This window comes from Bacillus sp. FSL H8-0492 (assembly GCF_038006145.1).
GTDB classification, from domain to species: domain Bacteria; phylum Bacillota; class Bacilli; order Bacillales; family Bacillaceae_G; genus Bacillus_A; species Bacillus_A mycoides.
The window spans coordinates 370,911-390,831 of record NZ_JBBOUP010000001.1 but is presented as its reverse complement, the minus strand read 5'-3'; the positions used below and the strand labels follow the sequence as shown (position 1 = coordinate 390,831).

17 protein-coding genes are annotated in these 19,921 nt (G+C 37.0%); 7 read left to right on the top strand and 10 right to left on the bottom strand.

Annotation, left to right across the window (positions count from 1 at the left end; genetic code table 11):
- Positions 1 to 44 precede the first annotated feature (44 nt).
- Positions 45 to 1,085: a FecCD family ABC transporter permease gene (locus tag MHH66_RS02075; RefSeq protein WP_078185476.1), complete on the top strand. Its 1,041-nt coding sequence runs from the start codon at positions 45 to 47 to the stop codon at positions 1,083 to 1,085.
- Positions 1,082 to 2,089, top strand: a complete 1,008-nt coding sequence (locus MHH66_RS02070) for a FecCD family ABC transporter permease (RefSeq protein WP_002191791.1) — start codon at positions 1,082 to 1,084, stop codon at positions 2,087 to 2,089. Before MHH66_RS02075 ends, MHH66_RS02070 begins: the two co-directional genes overlap by 4 nt.
- 44 nt (positions 2,090 to 2,133) lie before the next feature.
- Here MHH66_RS02070 and MHH66_RS02065 read toward each other — a convergent pair whose 3' ends face one another.
- The 3 genes from MHH66_RS02065 to mtnK are packed head-to-tail and all read right to left on the bottom strand — an operon-like array spanning position 2,134 to position 5,115.
- A complete protein-coding gene (locus tag MHH66_RS02065) occupies positions 2,134 to 2,775 on the bottom strand; it encodes an L-fuculose-phosphate aldolase (RefSeq protein ID WP_002010177.1) in 642 nt (213 codons plus the stop codon).
- Positions 2,776 to 2,829: 54 nt separating this feature from the next.
- On the bottom strand, positions 2,830 to 3,873 hold the full coding sequence (gene mtnA / locus MHH66_RS02060; RefSeq protein ID WP_078185477.1) for an S-methyl-5-thioribose-1-phosphate isomerase: 1,044 nt from the start codon (positions 3,871 to 3,873) through the stop codon (positions 2,830 to 2,832).
- A gap of 12 nt (positions 3,874 to 3,885) precedes the next feature.
- Complete coding sequence (gene mtnK / locus MHH66_RS02055) at positions 3,886 to 5,115, bottom strand: S-methyl-5-thioribose kinase (RefSeq protein WP_063217666.1); 1,230 nt, start codon at positions 5,113 to 5,115, stop codon at positions 3,886 to 3,888.
- Positions 5,116 to 5,705: 590 nt separating this feature from the next.
- Here mtnK and ahpC point away from each other — a divergent pair.
- Both ahpC and ahpF read left to right on the top strand, forming a co-directional pair.
- The gene (gene ahpC / locus MHH66_RS02050; protein WP_000924420.1) at positions 5,706 to 6,269 is read left to right on the top strand and encodes an alkyl hydroperoxide reductase subunit C; all 564 of its coding nucleotides are present in this window, start codon (positions 5,706 to 5,708) and stop codon (positions 6,267 to 6,269) included.
- Between the two features lie 14 nt (positions 6,270 to 6,283).
- Positions 6,284 to 7,810 carry an alkyl hydroperoxide reductase subunit F gene (gene ahpF / locus MHH66_RS02045; protein ID WP_002124933.1) on the top strand — a complete coding sequence of 509 codons (1,527 nt, stop codon included), beginning with the start codon at positions 6,284 to 6,286 and terminating at the stop codon, positions 7,808 to 7,810.
- 50 nt (positions 7,811 to 7,860) lie between these two features.
- Here ahpF and MHH66_RS02040 read toward each other — a convergent pair whose 3' ends face one another.
- Both MHH66_RS02040 and MHH66_RS02035 read right to left on the bottom strand, forming a co-directional pair.
- Positions 7,861 to 8,469: an SAM-dependent methyltransferase gene (locus MHH66_RS02040; protein ID WP_016103219.1), complete on the bottom strand. Its 609-nt coding sequence runs from the start codon at positions 8,467 to 8,469 to the stop codon at positions 7,861 to 7,863.
- Positions 8,470 to 8,619: 150 nt separating this feature from the next.
- Positions 8,620 to 9,735 (bottom strand): M20 peptidase aminoacylase family protein, encoded by a 1,116-nt coding sequence (locus MHH66_RS02035; RefSeq protein ID WP_078185478.1) that lies wholly within the window; start codon positions 9,733 to 9,735, stop codon positions 8,620 to 8,622.
- Between the two features lie 289 nt (positions 9,736 to 10,024).
- Between MHH66_RS02035 and nhaC the strand changes: the two genes are divergently transcribed.
- Positions 10,025 to 11,446: a Na+/H+ antiporter NhaC gene (gene nhaC, locus MHH66_RS02030; RefSeq protein WP_078185479.1), complete on the top strand. Its 1,422-nt coding sequence runs from the start codon at positions 10,025 to 10,027 to the stop codon at positions 11,444 to 11,446.
- Here the strand turns inward: nhaC and MHH66_RS02025 are convergent.
- Positions 11,443 to 12,720, bottom strand: a complete 1,278-nt coding sequence (locus MHH66_RS02025; protein ID WP_060751292.1) for a hypothetical protein — start codon at positions 12,718 to 12,720, stop codon at positions 11,443 to 11,445. The two genes, nhaC and MHH66_RS02025, sit on opposite strands and share 4 nt — an antisense overlap.
- Positions 12,721 to 12,813: 93 nt before the next feature.
- On the opposite strand from MHH66_RS02025, the gene MHH66_RS02020 reads away from it, so the two are divergent.
- Together MHH66_RS02020 and MHH66_RS02015 are read left to right on the top strand one after the other, a co-directional pair.
- Complete coding sequence (locus MHH66_RS02020; RefSeq protein ID WP_078185480.1) at positions 12,814 to 13,923, top strand: mandelate racemase/muconate lactonizing enzyme family protein; 1,110 nt, start codon at positions 12,814 to 12,816, stop codon at positions 13,921 to 13,923.
- A 14-nt stretch (positions 13,924 to 13,937) separates the two neighbouring features.
- Positions 13,938 to 14,633: an N-acetyltransferase gene (locus tag MHH66_RS02015; RefSeq protein WP_078185481.1), complete on the top strand. Its 696-nt coding sequence runs from the start codon at positions 13,938 to 13,940 to the stop codon at positions 14,631 to 14,633.
- Positions 14,634 to 14,833: 200 nt separating this feature from the next.
- On the opposite strand, the gene MHH66_RS02010 is transcribed toward MHH66_RS02015, so the two are convergent.
- The 4 genes from MHH66_RS02010 to MHH66_RS01995 all read right to left on the bottom strand — a co-directional run bounded on the left by MHH66_RS02010 (position 14,834) and on the right by MHH66_RS01995 (position 19,753).
- The gene (locus tag MHH66_RS02010; RefSeq protein ID WP_016103213.1) at positions 14,834 to 15,541 is read right to left on the bottom strand and encodes a M48 family metallopeptidase; all 708 of its coding nucleotides are present in this window, start codon (positions 15,539 to 15,541) and stop codon (positions 14,834 to 14,836) included.
- 94 nt (positions 15,542 to 15,635) lie between these two features.
- Positions 15,636 to 16,154, bottom strand: a complete 519-nt coding sequence (locus tag MHH66_RS02005; RefSeq protein ID WP_002029506.1) for a YehS family protein — start codon at positions 16,152 to 16,154, stop codon at positions 15,636 to 15,638.
- Positions 16,155 to 16,530: 376 nt separating this feature from the next.
- The gene (locus MHH66_RS02000; RefSeq protein WP_078185482.1) at positions 16,531 to 18,549 is read right to left on the bottom strand and encodes a GAF domain-containing sensor histidine kinase; all 2,019 of its coding nucleotides are present in this window, start codon (positions 18,547 to 18,549) and stop codon (positions 16,531 to 16,533) included.
- A 214-nt stretch (positions 18,550 to 18,763) separates the two neighbouring features.
- The gene (locus tag MHH66_RS01995) at positions 18,764 to 19,753 is read right to left on the bottom strand and encodes a tRNA dihydrouridine synthase (protein ID WP_063217660.1); all 990 of its coding nucleotides are present in this window, start codon (positions 19,751 to 19,753) and stop codon (positions 18,764 to 18,766) included.
- Between the last annotated feature and the right edge of the window lie 168 nt (positions 19,754 to 19,921).

Genomic DNA, 19,921 nt, shown 5'->3' with positions numbered 1-19,921 from the left:
AACATGAGGAATTCTTAATTTAAGAATTCCTCTTCCTTTATTCTATGAAAAGAAAAGATGTGAAACGAATGAAAAAAGAGCAAGACAACCTACGTTCCAACGCTTTTACATACAAATTAATTTTGAGTATCATTGCATTCTTTCTTATTTTTATGTTTGCAATGGTGTTAGGCGCTGCAGATACTTCTATAAAAGACGTATGGTTAGCACTTACTTCCTCTGCTAAAGGAGATAAGCTATCCATCCTTCGTGAAATACGTTTACCACGTGAAGTTGCTGCTATTTTTGTAGGAGCTGGACTCGCTGTTTCTGGTGCAATTATGCAAGGATTAACGCGAAACCCACTTGCCGATCCTGGATTACTTGGCCTAACTGGTGGCGCAAATGCTGCACTTGCACTAACACTTGCCTTCAATCCTTCTATAAGCTACCTTTACTTAACACTAGCTTGCTTTATCGGTGCTGCAATTGGCGCTATTATGGTATTTGGAATTGGCATGGTGAAAAAGGGCGGACTTTCCCCTCTTCGAATTGTATTAGCTGGTGCTGCTGTTTCAGCATTTCTACTTGCAATCTCAGAAGGTGTTGGCATTTACTTTAAAATTTCACAAGATGTATCAATGTGGACGGCTGGGGGCGTAATTGGAACGAGTTGGAGCCAATTAAAAATTATTATTCCGGTTATTTCAATAAGTATATTTATCGCTATCTTACTTGCAAAGAAATTAACAGTTCTTAGTTTTAGTGAAGAAGTTGCTGTTGGACTCGGTCAAAAAATTATCGTCATTAAAACAATTTTATTTATCATTATTATCTTGCTTGCAGGTGCTTCTGTAGCGCTTGTCGGAAACATGGCATTTATCGGCTTAATGATACCTCATATGGTTCGTCCAATCGTTGGACCAGATTACCGTTTTGTTATACCGATGTCAGCGATCACTGGTGCTTCCTTTATGCTGCTCGCAGATACAATCGGACGTACAATTAACGCTCCGTATGAAACACCAGTTGCTGCAATCGTCGCAATTGTAGGATTACCATTCTTCCTATTTATTGTACGTAAAGGAGGAAGAACTTTCTCATGATGCAATCTATTCTAAAGAAACAACGCCTTATCATACTTGCATTACTCATACTTACCATCACAACAATTGTAATTGGAATGGGACTCGGTTCTGCCGCTCTCTCCTATGACAGATTAATCCCAACACTTATGGGACAAGGTTCATTTAAAGAAGAATTCGTTTTATATTCTTTAAGGCTACCTAGAATCGTCATTACATTATTAGCTGGTATGGCACTCGCTTTATCAGGTGCTGTATTACAAGGTATTACCCGAAACGATTTAGCTGAACCTGGTATTCTCGGCATTAACGCTGGTGCTGGTGTTGCAGTTGCTTTTTTCTTTCTATACTTCCCGATAGACGTAGGTTCATTCCTTTACCTACTACCAGTCGTTGGATTTATCGGTGCGTTTCTAACAGCTGTTCTAATTTACGTATTTTCATATAGCAAATCCACAGGCCTTCAGCCAATAAGATTAACATTAACCGGCATCGGTTTTTCCTTTGCACTATCTGGCGCGATGATTGTACTTATTTCATCTGCAGATCGTATGAAAGTAGACTTTATCGCTAAATGGATTGCCGGAAACATTTGGGGAGATGACTGGACATTTGTTTTAGCAATGCTTCCATGGCTAATCGTATTAATCCCATTTGTCTTCTATAAAGCAAATCGATTAAATATACTAGCATTAAACGAACCAGTAGCAATCGGTGTTGGAATTGAAATTGAAAAAGAACGAAGATACTTATTAATCGCAGCCGTTGCACTTGCTGCCGCTGCTGTTTCCGTAACAGGAGGCATTAGCTTTATCGGACTTATGGCTCCTCACATCGCCAAATCTTTAGTAGGTCCAAGACATCAAATATTCATCCCTATCGCCGTTTTAATCGGCGGATGGTTATTACTACTAGCGGATACAATTGGACGAAATATCGTCGAACCTAGCGGCATTCCAGCTGGTATTGTCGTTGCTTTAATTGGTGCACCTTACTTTATGTATTTGTTGCTTAAGAAAGTGTAAGAAACACCCTCAAGATTTTTTCTTGAGGGTGTTTTCATTTCATTTTACTGCTGTCCATACCCTTCAAACTTCTTCGACAAATTCTCCATCTCGTCTTCTGGCAATAATTTTGGTTCCCCAACACTTTTCGTTTGGTAATAGATTTGAGCACAAAACTCAATTTCTTCTGCAATAGTAAACGCCATTTTTATATTATTCGCTCCGGCCATTAAACCATGGTTCGCAAGTAAAACTGCACGGCGATCAATCATGCCCTCGAAAGCTGCCTCTGCTAATTGCTTCGTACCAAATGTTTCATATGGTGCACAGCGTACATTCGGGCCTGCGAAAGCAATTAAATATGATACAGCAGGAAGTTCCCATCCTAATGATGCGATTGTCTTGGCATAAGGAGAATGTGTATGTACAAGCGCATTTATATCTTCACGATTTCTATAATAGATAAGGTGCATATCTAATTCGCTTGATGGTTTTCTCTCTCCTTCTATCACTTCACCATCTAAATTCAATATAACTACATCTTCAGGCGTCGTTTCATAATAATCTAGACCACTTGGGCTAATTGCAACAAGACCTTGTTCACGATTAAAAATACTAATATTACCGCCAGTCCCCTTTGTTAAACCACTAGAAATCATTTTCTTTCCGTACGCTACAACTTCTTCTCTTTCTTTTTGCAGTAACATATACATCCCCCTAGTAAGAAACTTATGATGACTATTTTTCTAAAAACTATCTACTTATTGAAATAGCTTTTTTAAATTCTCCATAAACGGTGCTCTCACAATTCCCTTTTCCGTAATAATCGCTGTTACATTTTCATATGGCGTGACATCGAATGCCGGATTGTATACTTTACTTTCTTGAGGAGCAGAGTATTGTCCGAAACGATTGATCACTTCAGAAGCATCCCTTTCTTCAATTGGAATTTCTTTTCCTGTCAGTGTTTTCAAATCAATTGTCGGCGTTGGTGCTGCTACATAAAACGGAATGTTATAATATTTAGCCAAAATCGAAACACCTAATGTTCCAATTTTATTTGCTACATCCCCGTTTGCTGCTACACGATCACATCCAACGATTACTGCATCGATTTTCCCTTGTGACATGACCATTGCCGCCATATTATCTGTAATGACCGTTACATCAATTCCCGCTCGCTGCAGTTCTAATGCCGTTAACGTTGAACCTTGTAATCTAGGGCGTGTTTCATCGGAATAGATTTTCAAGTCCCATCCTTTTTTTTTCGCTAAGTACATTGGAGCTGTCGCAGTGCCATACTTAGTCGTTGCTAACGCACCTGCATTACAATGCGTTAATACCCCCATGCCATCATGGAATAATGTTAATGCATGTTCTCCAATTTGACGGTTAATTTCTTCATCTTCTCTATGAATCTCTTTTGCTTCTTCTAATAATCTATCTTTCAACTGCGCAATTGATAAGTGAGCATTCTCTTTCGCGACACTTTCCATTCTTTCAAGCGCCCAAAATAAATTTACTGCCGTCGGTCTTGATGTCGCTAAGTATGCACATACCTTTTTTACTTCCGCTATGAATTCTTCCGCCAAACTTTCCGCAACTTCCTTTACTCCTAAATACACACCGTAGGCTGCTGAAACACCTATTGCCGGCGCTCCTCGTACTTTCATTACTTGAATCGCATCCCACACACCTTCAGCCGTTTTAAAAGATTCATAGACTACTTCGTTCGGTAATACCGTTTGATCCAATAACACTAAAGCATCATCTTTCCACTGAATTGGTATTAATTGCTCTGCCATCATCTTCTCCCCTTATTTCGCACTATGCATTGACTGTTTTTTTAACGTTTCTACAAAGCTGCTACCTGTTTTATATTGATTCGCTTGTAAAATAAACTTCTTCGCTGTCTGAAGACAAATTCGCTCCGCTCTAGCACGCGCCTCTTCATTCTCAATACAAGTCATATCCTTTACCTTCGCTAGACCAACAATACGACGAATTAACTCAAGACCCGTCACTGCAGCTGTATCCTCTAATACAGATTGTAAATAAACTCGGTTAAAGCCTTCTTCCTTCGCCATAATCTCTGTCACATGAATATCCCAAGCATCTAAAAACTTCTTCTTAAATAAATCAATTACATCTATCATGGTAGATTCTATCCAGTTCATATATGTATCTTTCTCAATACCAGATTGCATCACTGCATCTGCATTCACCCATGCAAACATTAAATTCGCCATTATATTCCCAACGTCATATCCCATAGGTCCATAAAAAGCAAATTCAGGATCAATAACCTTTGTAGAATCACTTTTTACAAAAACAGAACCAGTATGTAAATCACCGTGAAGTAGCGCTTGTGCATTCGTCATAAACGAAAACTTAAGTTTTGCTACTTCCATACGAAGCTCTTTATCACTATAAATATGCTCTCTAATCCATCCTTCGTTTAATTGAAACAATTCGTTGCGTTTATTATGATTTGTAAATGGCTCTGAATATACGAGGTCCTCTGTAATCTCACATAACTCAGGATTTATATAATTTTTCACGAGTTCCTTCTTTTCTTTATGATTCATTACAACATCTGATGTTAATAGAAGGGTATTTACCATAAAAGTAGTTAAATCATCAGCAAGCCTCGGAAACATTTGATGATTTATGAGTGCTGTACGCAATATTGTGTGATTTGATAAATCTTCCATCACGCAACAATTCATCACACTATCAAACAAATATACATTTGGCACGAGTCCAGATGCTAACTCTCCTTCTAATCGCAATACATCTGATTCTATACGGATTCGATTCGTCGACAACTTAAACTCATCTGAAATACGCGCTGTATCCCCAGCTTGCTTTACAATGACAGAAATGTTCTTCTGTTCATCCCAAACGCGGAACACATAATTTAAATTACCATCACCTATTTCTTTACACTTTAGCCCCTTTGCATGCTCGAACTTAGGTAATTTCTCTTGCACATATGCAATCACATCTTTAGCTTCCATTAAAAAATACTTCGTAAACTTAGACATGGTTTCCCCTCCACACTAAATGTAAACGTTTTCTAAAAGCCGTAAAAAATAATAGACTGAAACTTTTTCAATCTATACTATATCTTCTCTATTGCAATACATATCTCGCTTTTATTATATCTTGTTAGAAATGAGCGTCAATGTTTCTATTTCTCATTGCAATATACTTCTTATTATATATATTTAAGATGACAATAATTGTTCACAAAGATTCCGATACATTTTGTTTTATTTATTGCACAATTCTTTGTAAAATAGAAGTAAGCAGTTCCTTTTCAAATCCACAACTTCTAAGAAATATTTCCTTCCTAAGAATTTATACTTACACCATGTCTCTAACATACACACTACTCTTTCAAACACTCATTGAAAATTTATGACTTGAAAATTACCTTTTAATTCCCTAGCAGCCTTAATTGAGAATAAATATTAATTAAATTGGTATAAAGTTGGTTTATTCTCTTGACAAAATAACCACTTCTATATGATAATTAATATCGAATTAGAATTATTATAGTTAATTAAAAAATATATTTTATGAGCAAACTAATTTCCGATGCTCAAAACCAACCTTTAGGAGGAATTTTAATATGTTATTAATCGGCACAGAAGTAAAACCGTTTAAAGCTAATGCTTACCATAATGGAGAATTTATCCAAGTTACTGACGAAAGTTTAAAAGGAAAATGGAGCGTAGTTTGTTTCTATCCAGCAGACTTCACATTCGTTTGTCCAACTGAACTTGAAGACTTACAAAACCAATACGCAACTCTAAAAGACTTAGGCGTTGAAGTATACTCTGTATCTACAGACACTCACTTCACTCACAAAGCATGGCATGATAGCTCAGAAACTATCGGCAAAATCGAATACATTATGATTGGTGACCCAACTCGCACAATCACTACAAACTTCAACGTTTTAATGGAAGAAGAAGGTCTTGCTGCTCGTGGTACATTCATCATCGATCCAGACGGCGTTATCCAATCTATGGAAATCAATGCTGACGGTATCGGCCGTGACGCAAGCATTCTTGTTAACAAAATTAAAGCAGCTCAATACGTACGTAACAACCCAGGTGAAGTTTGTCCAGCTAAATGGCAAGAGGGTTCTGCAACACTTAAACCAAGCCTTGACCTTGTAGGCAAAATCTAAGGAGTTCGATCAAAATGATACTAGATGCAGATATAAAAACACAACTATCCCAATACCTTCAGTTAATGGAGAACGATATTTTACTTAAAGTGAGCGCAGGAGACGATAACGTATCTAAAGATATGTTATCTCTAGTAGATGAATTAGCTACTATGTCATCTAAGATTACAGTAGAAAAAGTTGAACTAGAGAGAACACCAAGCTTTAGTGTAAATCGCCCTGGTGAAGACACTGGTGTCGTATTCGCTGGTATTCCATTAGGACACGAATTTACTTCATTAGTGTTAGCTTTACTACAAGTTAGTGGACGTGCTCCAAAAGTTGAACAAAAATTAATCGATCAAATCAAAAACATTCAAGGCGAATATCATTTTGAATCTTATATCAGCCTAAGTTGTCATAACTGTCCTGATGTTGTACAAGCTCTTAACGTAATGAGCGTTCTAAACTCTGGTATTACACATACTATGATTGATGGCGCTGCATTTAAAGAGGAAGTAGAAAGTAAAGACATCATGGCAGTACCAACTGTTTACCTAAACGGTGAATCTTTCGGAAGCGGTCGTATGACACTTGAAGAAATTTTAGCTAAAATGGGTAACGGTCCAGATGCATCAGAGCTTTCTGATAAAGATCCATACGATGTTCTTGTTGTTGGTGGCGGCCCAGCTGGTGCAAGTGCAGCAATTTATGCAGCACGTAAAGGCATCCGCACTGGTATCGTTGCTGAGCGCTTCGGTGGTCAAGTAATGGATACTATGGGTATTGAGAACTTCATCAGCGTAAAACGCACTGAAGGTCCTAAGCTAGTAGCAAGCCTTGAAGAGCACGTAAAAGAATACGACATCGATGTAATGAATCTACAACGTGCGAAACGTTTAGAGAAAAAAGAACTTATTGAAGTGGAACTTGAAAACGGCGCTATTCTGAAAAGTAAGAGCGTAATCGTTTCAACAGGTGCTCGCTGGCGTAATGTTGGCGTACCGGGTGAAGCTGAGTTCAAAAACAAAGGTGTAGCATACTGCCCACACTGTGACGGTCCATTATTCATCGGAAAAGATGTAGCGGTTATCGGCGGTGGTAACTCTGGTATTGAAGCAGCTATTGACTTAGCAGGTATTGTTAAGCACGTAACTGTTCTTGAATTCATGCCAGAATTAAAAGCTGATGCTGTATTACAAGAACGTCTTAACAGCTTACCTAACGTAACTGTTCTGAAAAACGTTCAAACGAAAGAAATTACTGGTACTGACAAAGTAAACGGTATTTCTTACATCGATCGTGAAACTGAAGAAGTACACCATGTTGAATTACAAGGTGTATTCGTTCAAATCGGTCTTGTGCCAAACACAGACTGGTTAGGCGAAACAGTTGAACGCGTTCGCGGTGAAATCGTAACAGACAAGCACGGGGCTACAAACGTACCAGGAGTGTTTGGTGCAGGTGACTGTACAAATAATCCGTACAAACAAATCATCATCTCTATGGGTTCAGGTGCGAATGCAGCTTTAGGTGCATTTGATTACTTAATCCGTAACTAATTATATAAACGTGAGTTTTAAAAAAGCAGGTGCCAAGGCACCTGCTTTTTTTATAATCCTAATGTATAAACTAAAAATCTCTCATTCCCATTCTTCTCATAAGCACCCGGTAATCTTATTTCCTTCTTCAATTCAAATGCAGTCTGATTCTCCAAGAAGAAAATATAATCTTCAGAAGGGTAGTATAAAATAATATCAATTTCTCTCTCCACCGCTTCTACTGAAAGCAAAATGTTATTTACTACATTCATAAACACTTGAACAGAAAATGGATTGAAGAAATAAAACCGGTTATCACGTGGATCAATCTCATATTCCTGCGCTAAACAACATTCAAACCGAATTTTATCTTTACTGTTTCTCACTTTTCGCGCATAACGATCACGATTATCCATTGCTTCTTTATAAAACTCTTCATTCATTTCAATCCCAACGGCCGAAGCACCACACTTATGGTGCATGTAAAAATTCAATCTCCCTTTTCCGCACCCGAAGTCTACAATTCGATCGCTACTTGTTATTTCATATTGATTCAATAACTCATCTAATCCGCTATATGGCGTCGGTTCATAACGGTGATAATGCATAGACTTATTAAATCCTTTTTGCTCACCGACGGTTTTTATATTTAATACAGCATCGTAATATTGTTCGTTCATTTTTTTCTCCTATTAACAAATGGTACTTATTATTATACACCATGTACTAGAGGAGAATTTTTCATCAAATTAATTGGTACGTGAAATTATATCGCCGCAAAATCGAATATATCAACTTAACGACAAGTCCCTACAAAAAACAGGAGCTTTCTAGCCCCTGTCTTCTAATACTTTCAATACAGTTTGTTTCAATATTTCTACTCCATCCATTATACAGCTATGATCAAACTTCATATACGGATGGTGTAATCCAGGTTGTAAGTTCGCCCCTAGTCCAAGCATGACAGCTTTTAAATGGGGTCTTTTCACTGTGTAGTAATGGAAATCATCGCTTCCTGTCGTATACAGTGGTCCAGTACATCCCTCTTCCCCGTACACTTCAAGAATGCCTTTCCGCATGAAACGCTCAGCTTCTTCTGACACTTCAGCTCCTGGTGCGAGATCAATCCACTCATAAGAAAGTTTAGATCCCATTGATTCAGCTGATTGAATTACTTGCTCTATTTTTCGCTTCAATTCATCTAGCAATATGTTATTTTCTGCTCTTACATCTAAACTAAAGTGCCCGTTACCTGGAATAATATTTAGATTATCACCACCAGCTTGGCATCTCGTCATCTTAACAGAATAAGACGTCTGCGGCGGTAACCATATATTTTTCAATCCAATATTGATCATCGAAATGATATCAATTGCATTTATACCTTGATGTGGGCGTGCCCCGTGTGCATCATCTCCATGAATCATCCCTTCTAAAAATGCTGCAGCTCCGTGACGAATAGATGGGGCTGCTTGTTTCAAAGGCAGTTCTTCAATCGGCCTTAAATGAACACCAAATAAGAAATCAGCATCATCCACGGCGCCCTTCTCTACCATCTTTAAGGAACCACTTCCTTTTTCCTCTGCCGGCTGAAAAATAAATCTAACAGTACCGCTATCCCATCTCATATTTTTCAATTGTAAAATAAGGCCCATCACAATTGTCATATGAGCATCGTGGCCGCATGAGTGATTCGCTTTAAATTCTCCGTCTACTTCTTGCCATAGTGCATCCATATCAGCACGAATCGCGATAACTGGATTCCCTCTTCCGATTTCAGCAATCACGCCAGGGCAATCATCAAATATTTTATATGAAATTCCTTCTTCTTTTAGAAAGTTAGTAATATAAGCTGTCGTTTCATATTCCTTCCAGCTTACTTCAGGGTTTTCATGTAAATGCTGAAAAATTTCAGTTAAACGCTCTTGTAGTTCTAATGTTTTCAAAGCTTCATTCTCCTTCCCCTAATTACAAACCATTCAGATTAATTATACTTATGAAAAACAGATGTTTTTATGAACATATTGAATTTTAAGAAAAAAGTCAATTGTTTATTTTTTAATACCGTTAATACCCGATTTCAACTCACCTTATAAAGATATCCATACAAATAGAAGATTCGATATTTTCTGTTTTTATATTGACGCTTACATCTATTTTTAGTTATTATAACTTAATAACGTCTATTTTGCGACAATTCTAAAAATACAAACATACATAATGAGGAGGCAGTTTATGAAAAGAGAAATACCTTTTGGCATAGCAATAATCCCTATTATCATTACAGTTGCAGTTATGATGGTTACAATTGTTGTATTAGAACAAAGCCCTCACGTCCCACTTATTATCGGTACAACCGTTGCTTCGATCGTCGCTTGGCGATACGGTTACAAATGGAATGACATTGAAGAATCGATGTATAAAGGAATTCGCCTTGCATTACCCGCTATCGTTATCATTATTCTTGTAGGTTTAACGATCGGTGCTTGGATTGGCGGCGGAATCGTCGCTACTATGATTTATTACGGCTTAAAACTTTTAACTCCATCACTATTTTTAGTTTCAATTACAATTATTTGTTCTATCGTTGCATTAGCAATCGGTAGCTCTTGGTCTACAATGGGAACAATCGGTGTTGCTGGAATGGGAATTGGCCTAAGTATGGGAATCCCAGCTCCAATGGTTGCCGGTGCTATAATTTCCGGTTCTTATTTTGGCGATAAAATGTCACCGCTTTCAGACACAACAAACTTAGCCGCAGGATTAACAAATACAGATTTATTCGTACATATTCGTCATATGTTATTTACTACAATTCCAGGTTTAATTATTACTCTTATCGTCTATGCTTTATTAGGAAGAAGCTTCGGTGATAACAATATTGATGCAAAAAGCATCGATCAAACGTTACAAGTATTGCAACAAAACTTTGTTATCTCGCCTTTCCTATTAATCATACCCGTAGTCGTTATGGTATTGGTCGCTAAAAAAGTACCAGCTATACCAGCTATTCTCGTAGGTATTATTTTAGGATTTTTATCACAAGTCTTTATTCAAGGTGGTTCTGTCTCAGCATCTGTCGGTGCACTCCAAACTGGATTTGTCATAGACACTGGAAACAAGCTAGTAGACGAACTATTTAACCGCGGTGGCTTAGATTCGATGATGAATACAGTTTCTATGACAATTGTCGCTATGACTTTCGGAGGAGTACTAGAACATACTGGCATTCTTCGCTCAATTGTAAATCAAATTTTAAAATTAGCGACATCATCAAAAGGACTTATCGCTTCTACTATCGCATCTTGCTTTGCAACGAATCTTACTTGCTCTGAACAATATATTTCGATTGTTGTTCCTTCAAGAATGTATGCAAATGCGTACACAGAAAAAGGACTACATTCTAAAAATTTATCCAGAGCATTAGAAGATGGTGGAACATTAACTTCTGTTTTCGTACCTTGGAATACATGTGGTGTATTTATACTCGCAACACTTGGAGTCGGTGCATTCGAATATGCTCCTTATGCTATATTGAATTTCATCGTACCTATTATCTCAATCATTTATGGTATAACTGGCTTCACAATTACGAAGCTATCTGATATTGAAAAAGCAGCCCTACTGAAAAAGCAAAAAGCACAACTAGAAGCTTAAAATTTTTGAAACGAATACAACGGTAAATTTAGCTCATATATTGCACGAGGGCGCCCTTGTTGATAGGGCATTTCCTCGCCGCAAATATTGGCATATCTGTAATCAACTAATTTCTTTAACAGCCTTTCCGTCGATCGCCGAGTCACTTGTAAGTACTCAGAAAGATCCGCCGCTGTAAATTTCAATGATGGATGCGATTGACTAAACTGAATAATTTTTGACAAGTTTGCAGGACTAAGCTTCGTTTCCTTCGCTATTTTCATTAATTCAGGATTATCGTTTTTCAAACTTTGTACTCTCTGTTCTTTCGGGAACGGACCAAATAATTCTTTATCACTTGTTAGTATATAAAAGCAGCTTTCTATCGGATTATTCTTTGCGAAACCTCGAGCGATTTTTGCATTTTGTTCCGCTTCATTTACTGTTTTTCCGTAACCAAATCCAATAGATACTGCGTCTTCTATATTCATAAATAAACGATCTATCGTATTTGTTTTTATACTCAATTCAATATCACCACGAGTTGTATACAAAATAAAAGTCATTTCATCAACTTGTTTAAATGAACCACGTAATTCTTTTGAAATTACATTTAATTGTTCAAGCGAGCTTTCTTGTAACTCTATAAAGGATATAATACAAGCACCAACAGTAGCTGAATGGCTTTTTGCTAACTCAGCTTTTATTTTTGCATCTTTTAACCCATGTATAATTGATTGCGTTGGATCTATCATACGCTCTGAAGGAATCCCTATTTTTTGAAGTTCATCGTAGACAGCGTGAATACTAGTTAAAGCTAAATCAACCTCTCCAGATTGATATTTAGCTAAATGAAAATCAATGATTCTCTTAATTTCATCATTACTCCATAACATATTTTCATAATCCATCACTTGCGGCGTTTCTTTCAGACCGATGTCATGGAACACATTTGTAATAAACGAACGATCTACTAAATCAATTGAAATTTTATGAGGTTGAATACTTTGATGGTATATTATAGAAAGGAGTGAAGATGCGACAGTTGTCTCGTCTTGCTGCAAATATACACTTGGAATTGGTAATTGTTCTCTTATTTCTTTTGCCATATAATAAGGTAGGGCACCTGAGAAAAAGATAGCATCACAAGGTTTTAAACGCTTTAATAGTTCAGAAGATTCTGCCGGATGAAGGTAAATATATGGATCAATCTCTATTTCTTCTAGTTTATGAGCAATAGGTAAAAGATTCTCCATAAACTCTTTTGAACCGACAACTGCAATTTTTATCATCATTTTCTCTAACTCCTTATCATTAATTAACGACTATTTAACGTCAACTATATCAAATGTACAAAACCATTGTAAACAGGAAGGGGTCTTTATTCAATGAAAATTACAGCTATTCATCTTTACGCAATTCGTTTACCACTTCGCAATCCGTTTGTTATTAGTTATGGTTCTTATTCTGATATGCCTTCTATTATCGTCAAAATGGAAACAGATGAAGGCATTATCGGTTACGGTGAAGGCGTTGCTGATGATCACGTTACAGGTGAATCATGGGAAAGTACTTTCCATGTTTTAAAACATACACTAGCTCCTGCTCTAATTGGGAAAAATCCAATGAATATCGAAAAAATACACGATATGATGGACAATACGATTTACAGTGTTCCTACAGCGAAAGCTGCGATTGATATCGCTTGTTTTGATATAATGGGCAAAAAATTAAATCAACCTGTATATCAATTAATTGGCGGACGCTATCATGAAGAGTTTCCTGTCACTCACGTCTTAAGTATTGCAGATCCAGAAGACATGGCTGAAGAAGCTGCCTCTATAATTCAAAAAGGTTACCAATCTTTCAAAATGAAAGTCGGTACAAATGTAAAAGAAGATGTAAAACGAATTGAAGCTGTACGTGAACGTGTAGGAAATGATATCGCGATTCGCGTTGATGTAAACCAAGGGTGGAAAAATAGTGCAAACACATTAACAGCACTTCGTTCATTAGGTCATTTAAACGTCGACTGGATTGAACAACCTGTTGTAGCGGATGATATTGACGCAATGGCTCATATTCGTTCGAAAACAGATCTTCCGCTTATGATTGATGAAGGACTAAAAGGCTCTCGTGAAATGCGCCAAATTATTAAATTAGACGCAGCTGATAAAGTGAATATAAAACTAATGAAATGCGGCGGCATATATCCAGCTGTAAAACTCGCTCATCAAGCTGAAATGGCAGGCATTGAATGCCAAGTTGGATCCATGGTCGAATCATCTGTTGCCTCTTCCGCAGGATTCCATGTCGCTTTCTCAAAAAAAATCATTACTAGCGTCGAGCTAACAGGACCATTAAAATTCACGAAAAACATCGGAAACTTACATTACGACGTACCATTTATTCGCTTAAACGAAAAGCCGGGACTTGGCATTGAAATGAACGAAAATATATTACAAGAACTAACCGTCTTTCAAGACGTTGTACGCTAAAGGAGGACTAACGCATGACGATTCTTTACGAAGGAAAATTAAAACAAAACAACGATTCATTTCACGTTACATTACTATCTTTAGAACATATGGAACAAATTTTATCATTACAAAACGTTATAGTTGAAGCGCTAGAAGATAAAGGTCGTTTACAACCACTCTCGCTAGAAGAATTTCAATACATTCTAGAAGGAAACGGCATGATGATCGGTGCGTTTATACAAAACGAGCTCATCGCATTTCGTGCCCTACTAGTCCCTCCTATCGACGATGAACATTTAGGGCTTGATATTGGTCTACCAGAAAGTCAGCTACACCGCGTCATCTATCAAGAAATCTCAAACGTTCATCCAAACTGCCGAGGAAATGGCATGCAAAAAATATTAGCCACAGTCATCATGGATAAATTACAAAAAGAAGACAGCAAATACGATTACGTTTGCTGCACCGTTGCACCTTTCAACATTCCTAGTTTAAAAGATAAGTTCGCGCAAGGAATGGAAATTGCTGCGCTGAAGGAGAAGTATGGCGGTAGTATGCGGTATGTTTTTGTGAAGGAATTGCGTAAGGATACAGAAAGAGATTGGACGGATGTTAAAGATATTCCGATGAGTGATGTTAGTGAAAAGCAAGCGTTACTTTCGGAGGGATATCGCGGATATGAGATGGAGAAAATAGATGGGAATTTCGTTGTGAAGTTTGGACGATAATTCCTACACCCGTAAAAGGAGATGTCCACTGTGACATCTCCTTTTACTTTCTCCTCATTCAATAATTACCTGGTAAATGAGATTATATGAGCGATTTTTTGAATATATTGACCGCAACTCCAAATTTATCAGCGATTTTTGAAATATATCGACTTACCGACAAGTATTGACAATAATCGTAACCTATATAAATCGCACTACTAAACCGTCATCTTCCAACTAGATAACGCTAACCAGTTTTCCATTTCCTTATAATCAGGCATTATCTTGCCAACAAGACGCCAAAAAGATCGATCATGATTTAGATGAACCATATGACACATTTCATGAACAACTACATAATCAATTACTCGCTGTGGTGCCATCGCTAACTTCCAATTGAATGTTAGCTGTAAATTTGAATCACACGTTCCCCATGTGCGGCTACTATCTGTAATACGAATAGAACGCGGCTTTGTTTTGAAGTTACTTTGATGCACTTTAATACTCTTCTCTACTAATGACTTACACTGCTTATAGTAAAATCGTTTTAACGCTTGTTGTATTTTCTCATCCTTAAGCTCATTCACATAAATGTGTAGCTTATCCCCTTCAAAAACTGCATTGTCTTGCGTAATACTTGCATCTTGAGAAATCTGTATCGGATACGTATTCCCTAAATACAGAAAGCCCTCTCCTTGATCATAACCCTTTTCCTGTGGTCCAAGCGCTCGCTCCTGCATTTCCTTACGTGTTGCCTGAATCCAATCCCATTTCTCCTCTAACAATTGGACTAAGTATTCAACAGGTGTCCCTTTCGGAGCCTGCACTTCCACATTCCCATACGAATCTACAAAAAGACGCGCCGTCTTTTTCTTCTTATAAGTTATATGAAAATTAATTGTCTCACCTAAATATGTATGTACCATTTCATCACCTAGTATATTATTTTACAAATAAAAAAGAATAGGACACAAACGCCCTACTCTATCCATTATATCATTTACTGTTTCACCGAACTTATTATCCTCTGTACTTTACACCTAATCCCTTAATGAAATTCCTTGCGTATCTATCGCCGCACTCTTTGTAATGCTTATGGCCTTTCTTTCTTAATAAAGCGCCTAACTCTCCTTTTGTTACGATGACGCCTACGCTATCTAATATATCAAGCACATCTTCACTCGTTAAAGATAGTGCTATTTTCATTTTCTTTAAAAGAAGGTTATTGGCACTCTCCTTGCTCTGTACAGGTGCCGGTTGCCCTGGTTTCGGATCTTGCTTCCCTCTTTTTAAAGTAATAAATCCATTTAAAAATGCCTCTAGCATCATCATGTTGCATGTTAATACGTACTCATCTTCGATTACATCATCATCTTCCGCTTCATGTTGTGGACTTCTCTTTACTTTTGTAAGCATATCAAGTACGTCCTCTTTCGTTACTTCCATCCCGCCAAGTTCAAAGATTTCTACCATATCTATATCTCTTATATCTAAAGCGTATCTTACTCTTTTTAATATATCGTTGTTGCTCATTGCCATTGTATTTCCTCCTGAAATGTTGATTATAGTAATGCTTTTAGCATGTATAAATTAATATCGTTAAGTTACTACTTTAACATTTTAGAGGTAGGTTTTGTAGTCTTAGGTGGATTAATGCTTTTGGGGATGATTTTAAAACAGCAAAAAAGGGTGGGATAATCGCGCAAAATTACGTATGGGGATTTACTATTAATTAACACACTTAAAAATGGACTAACCTGATATAGGTTAGTCCATTTCTTTTTATGCAACTCTAATTTAGTGGGCAACTCAAACATGAATGTTACGCAAAATTCAGGTGAAATATATTGATTGTGTTTACTTAGGTTTTCCTTTTTATTTGTGGTACGGTTCACCGTAACTAATCTAAATGAGGTTATTGTTCATTATTTTCATAATTAAATTTAACAAAAAAGGTAGTGCCTTCCGAGCCTGTTTGAATTTCTATTTTCGCATTATGCCGGGTAGCAATAGCATAACATACGCCTAATCCCAATCCAGTTCCATTATCTTTGGTCGTGTAAAATGGAGTACCCAGTTTCTCTAATACTTCAGGCCTGATACCTTTTCCTTGATCCCGCACTGCAAGCACCACACAATTTTGACATTCCTTGTAGGTGCTAATGGTTAGAATTTTTCCTGTGCTCATCGCTTCTAAGCCATTACGGTATAGGTTTATTAATAATTGCCGTATCTCATTACGATTTAAAAGTAATTCTGGAATGTCATTTGTATCGACTTGAATATATTTATTTTGATTATACGTATCAATCTTTATTAAAGGAATAATATCGTGGATAATTGAATTTAAATCTAACATCTGCAAATCCGATTTCTTTGTATTACCCATTGAGAGAAATTCAGTAATAATAGAATTGGCACGGTCAAGTTCTTCAATCATTAATTTAAAGTACTTATTATGTTTCTCATAGGTGTGCTCTTCTTTTAATAACTGCAAAAATCCTCTTACTGTTGTCATTGGATTTCTAATCTCATGGCTGATACCTGCTGCCATTTGCCCTATTAAATCTATGTTGGATAACCTTTTCAATTCCTGCTCATATTGCTTTTTTTCCGTTATGTTTTTAAAAATACAACAAATACCATCATCATACGGGTATGCAATAACTTCGTGCCAATATTCATCAGAGATAGAAAAAAATTCAAAATGAACTGTAATTCGCTCTGACATTGCACGATGAAATTCCTTATACATAACTGCGTCGACGCTACTCGGGAAGACCTCCCATATATTCTTACCTAATACATCTTTTGCTGTTTTTCTTTGTGGAAAATATTGATGCTTATTTACGTACGTGAATTCCCATTTATTATTCAAAGTAAAGAATCCATCCGTAATAATTTCAATCACACTTGTAACTTTTTCATTAGCAGCAGCTAGTTCTCTCGTTCGCTCTTCCACCATGCTTTCAAGTTGATCCATATATAACAAGTTTGAAAACGTAGGAGCTGTGGCATCAACGATAGATTTTGCCAGTTGAATTTGGGAATTATCATAATTGTGAGCTTTTCCCTCTTTGCCCACGACGATTACCCCTAATACTTCTCCCATTGAAACCAATGGAATCATCAGTAGACCCTTACTATCTATATTTTTTGTTTGAATAACCTCTTGGATCTTGGCTTCATAGCTTTTCTCCATCCAATCCACTTCTGTCCAATCACAGTCCTTGCTTAACTTCGTTGTTTTAATCGTTGTTTTGTCTAGCGGGTCTAAAAGGTGGGCAGCCATGTTTTTACTCTCTAAAATCTGTCCTAAGTAAAAAAAACATTTATCAAAACTCTCCTGTATCGAGGAACACATTGATAAATCACGGGTAACATCTAGTAACAGCTGCTTCTCGGCAATAAGGTTTTCCTTTTGTGTTAAATTATTTGCGTTTTGAATTGCGACCGCAGCCATATTTACATAAGCTTCAACACTTTGAATCTCTGAATCTGTTAAGTTCATTGGAACTCCATAATCAAATAAAAAAACCAGACCAAATAACTCTTGTCCAAATGAGATAGGCAAGGCTAATAAGGACTTAATTTTGAACGCATCAACTGGTCTTGGATCCGGCCGAGGATCCTTTGAGGTATCAGGGATATAGATGGTTTTTTTTGTTTCAATAACTTCTTTTGCCAATAAGTCTATTTCAGGATCAATTACCTGAGTATCGAGCGTTACGCCATTTATGGTCTCTGGTTTCCCTGCAAACCCTCTAAATGTTCCATCTTCCTGGGGTAAATAAATTCCAACAGCGTTGCACCTAACAATCTCCTCTGATATCGCCATTGTTACACGCTGCAATACTTCACGTAGTTCTAATTTTGTATTTATTATTTTTGTTATATTCGCGAGCCTAGAATATCTCGTCTGATCACTTAACATTCACATAGCCTCCAAGTTATAGGCATAATAAAATAAACATGATAATATCAGTGAAAATCAAGACCAACCTGTCATTTTCAATTTTCTCCTGTATTCTTTTCTTACCCTTGTTTTACATAGAATATCTCACTTACTTATGATATGGTTCACCTTAATTAAAATGAAACAAACACTCATAAAATCGCTACACCCTATCCCCTCTAACTTTCAAAAGTTACACTGTTTCACTATCTCCATCCTTATCAACACTAGCCTCAAACTTATCAAGCAACGCACGCACTTCATCAGTTGATTTCGTGTTCATCAATTGATTTCTTAATTCAGCAGCTCCAGGGAATCCCTTTACATAAATTTTGAAAAAGCGATGAAGCCCTGTGATTGAGCGTGGTAGTACTTCTGCATATTGATCTTGAAGATCAAGCTGCAGTCTTAGAAGATCAAGGTGTTCTTGACTGCTATGTTCTCTTGGCTCTTTTTCAAAGGCAAATGGATTTTTAAAGATACCTCGTCCAATCATAACGCCATCAATACCGTATTTTTCAGCAAGTTCCATTCCAGTTTGACGGTCAGGAATGTCTCCATTGATTGTTATTAGCGTATTTGGTGCGATACGGTCACGTAATTTTTTAATTTCCGGAATTAGTTCCCAGTGCGCATCTACTTGGCTCATTTCTTCTCTTGTACGTAAGTGAATAGAAAGGTTCGCAATATCTTGTTTGAAAATGTGCGTTAACCAATCTTCCCACTCACTTAACTCTTTAAAGCCAAGTCGTGTTTTTACGCTGACAGGTAGTCCTCCCGCTTTTGCTGCTTGAATAAGTTCTGCCGCAACGTCTGGACGTAGAATAAGGCCACTACCTTTTCCTCTTGATGCTACATTCGGTACAGGGCAGCCCATATTAATATCGATACCTTTAAATCCTAGCTCTGCCATACCAATACTCATTTGGCGGAAATATTCAGGAGTATCTCCCCAAATATGTGCGACTATCGGCTGTTCATCTTCTGTAAAAATTAAACGGCCACGTACACTTTTCATACCTTCTGGATGACAATAGCTATCCGAGTTTGTAAACTCTGTGAAAAATACATCTGGGCTACCAGCTTCACTTACTACGTGACGAAAAACAACATCTGTCACATCTTCCATGGGTGCAAGTACGAAAAATGGTCGTGGTAAATCATTCCAAAAATTATCTATCATTTCAAATTCAAATCCTCTCAATATGAATACAATTTCAAACTCTCAATTTAAAAATATAAAGCCAAATAGCAAAAGTACATTTGGGCATTTATAATTTGTGAAAATCAGTAATATTTATTTTAACTAAAATCGTTGCTGAATGGTATTTTTATAAACCAAAAAGCAGAT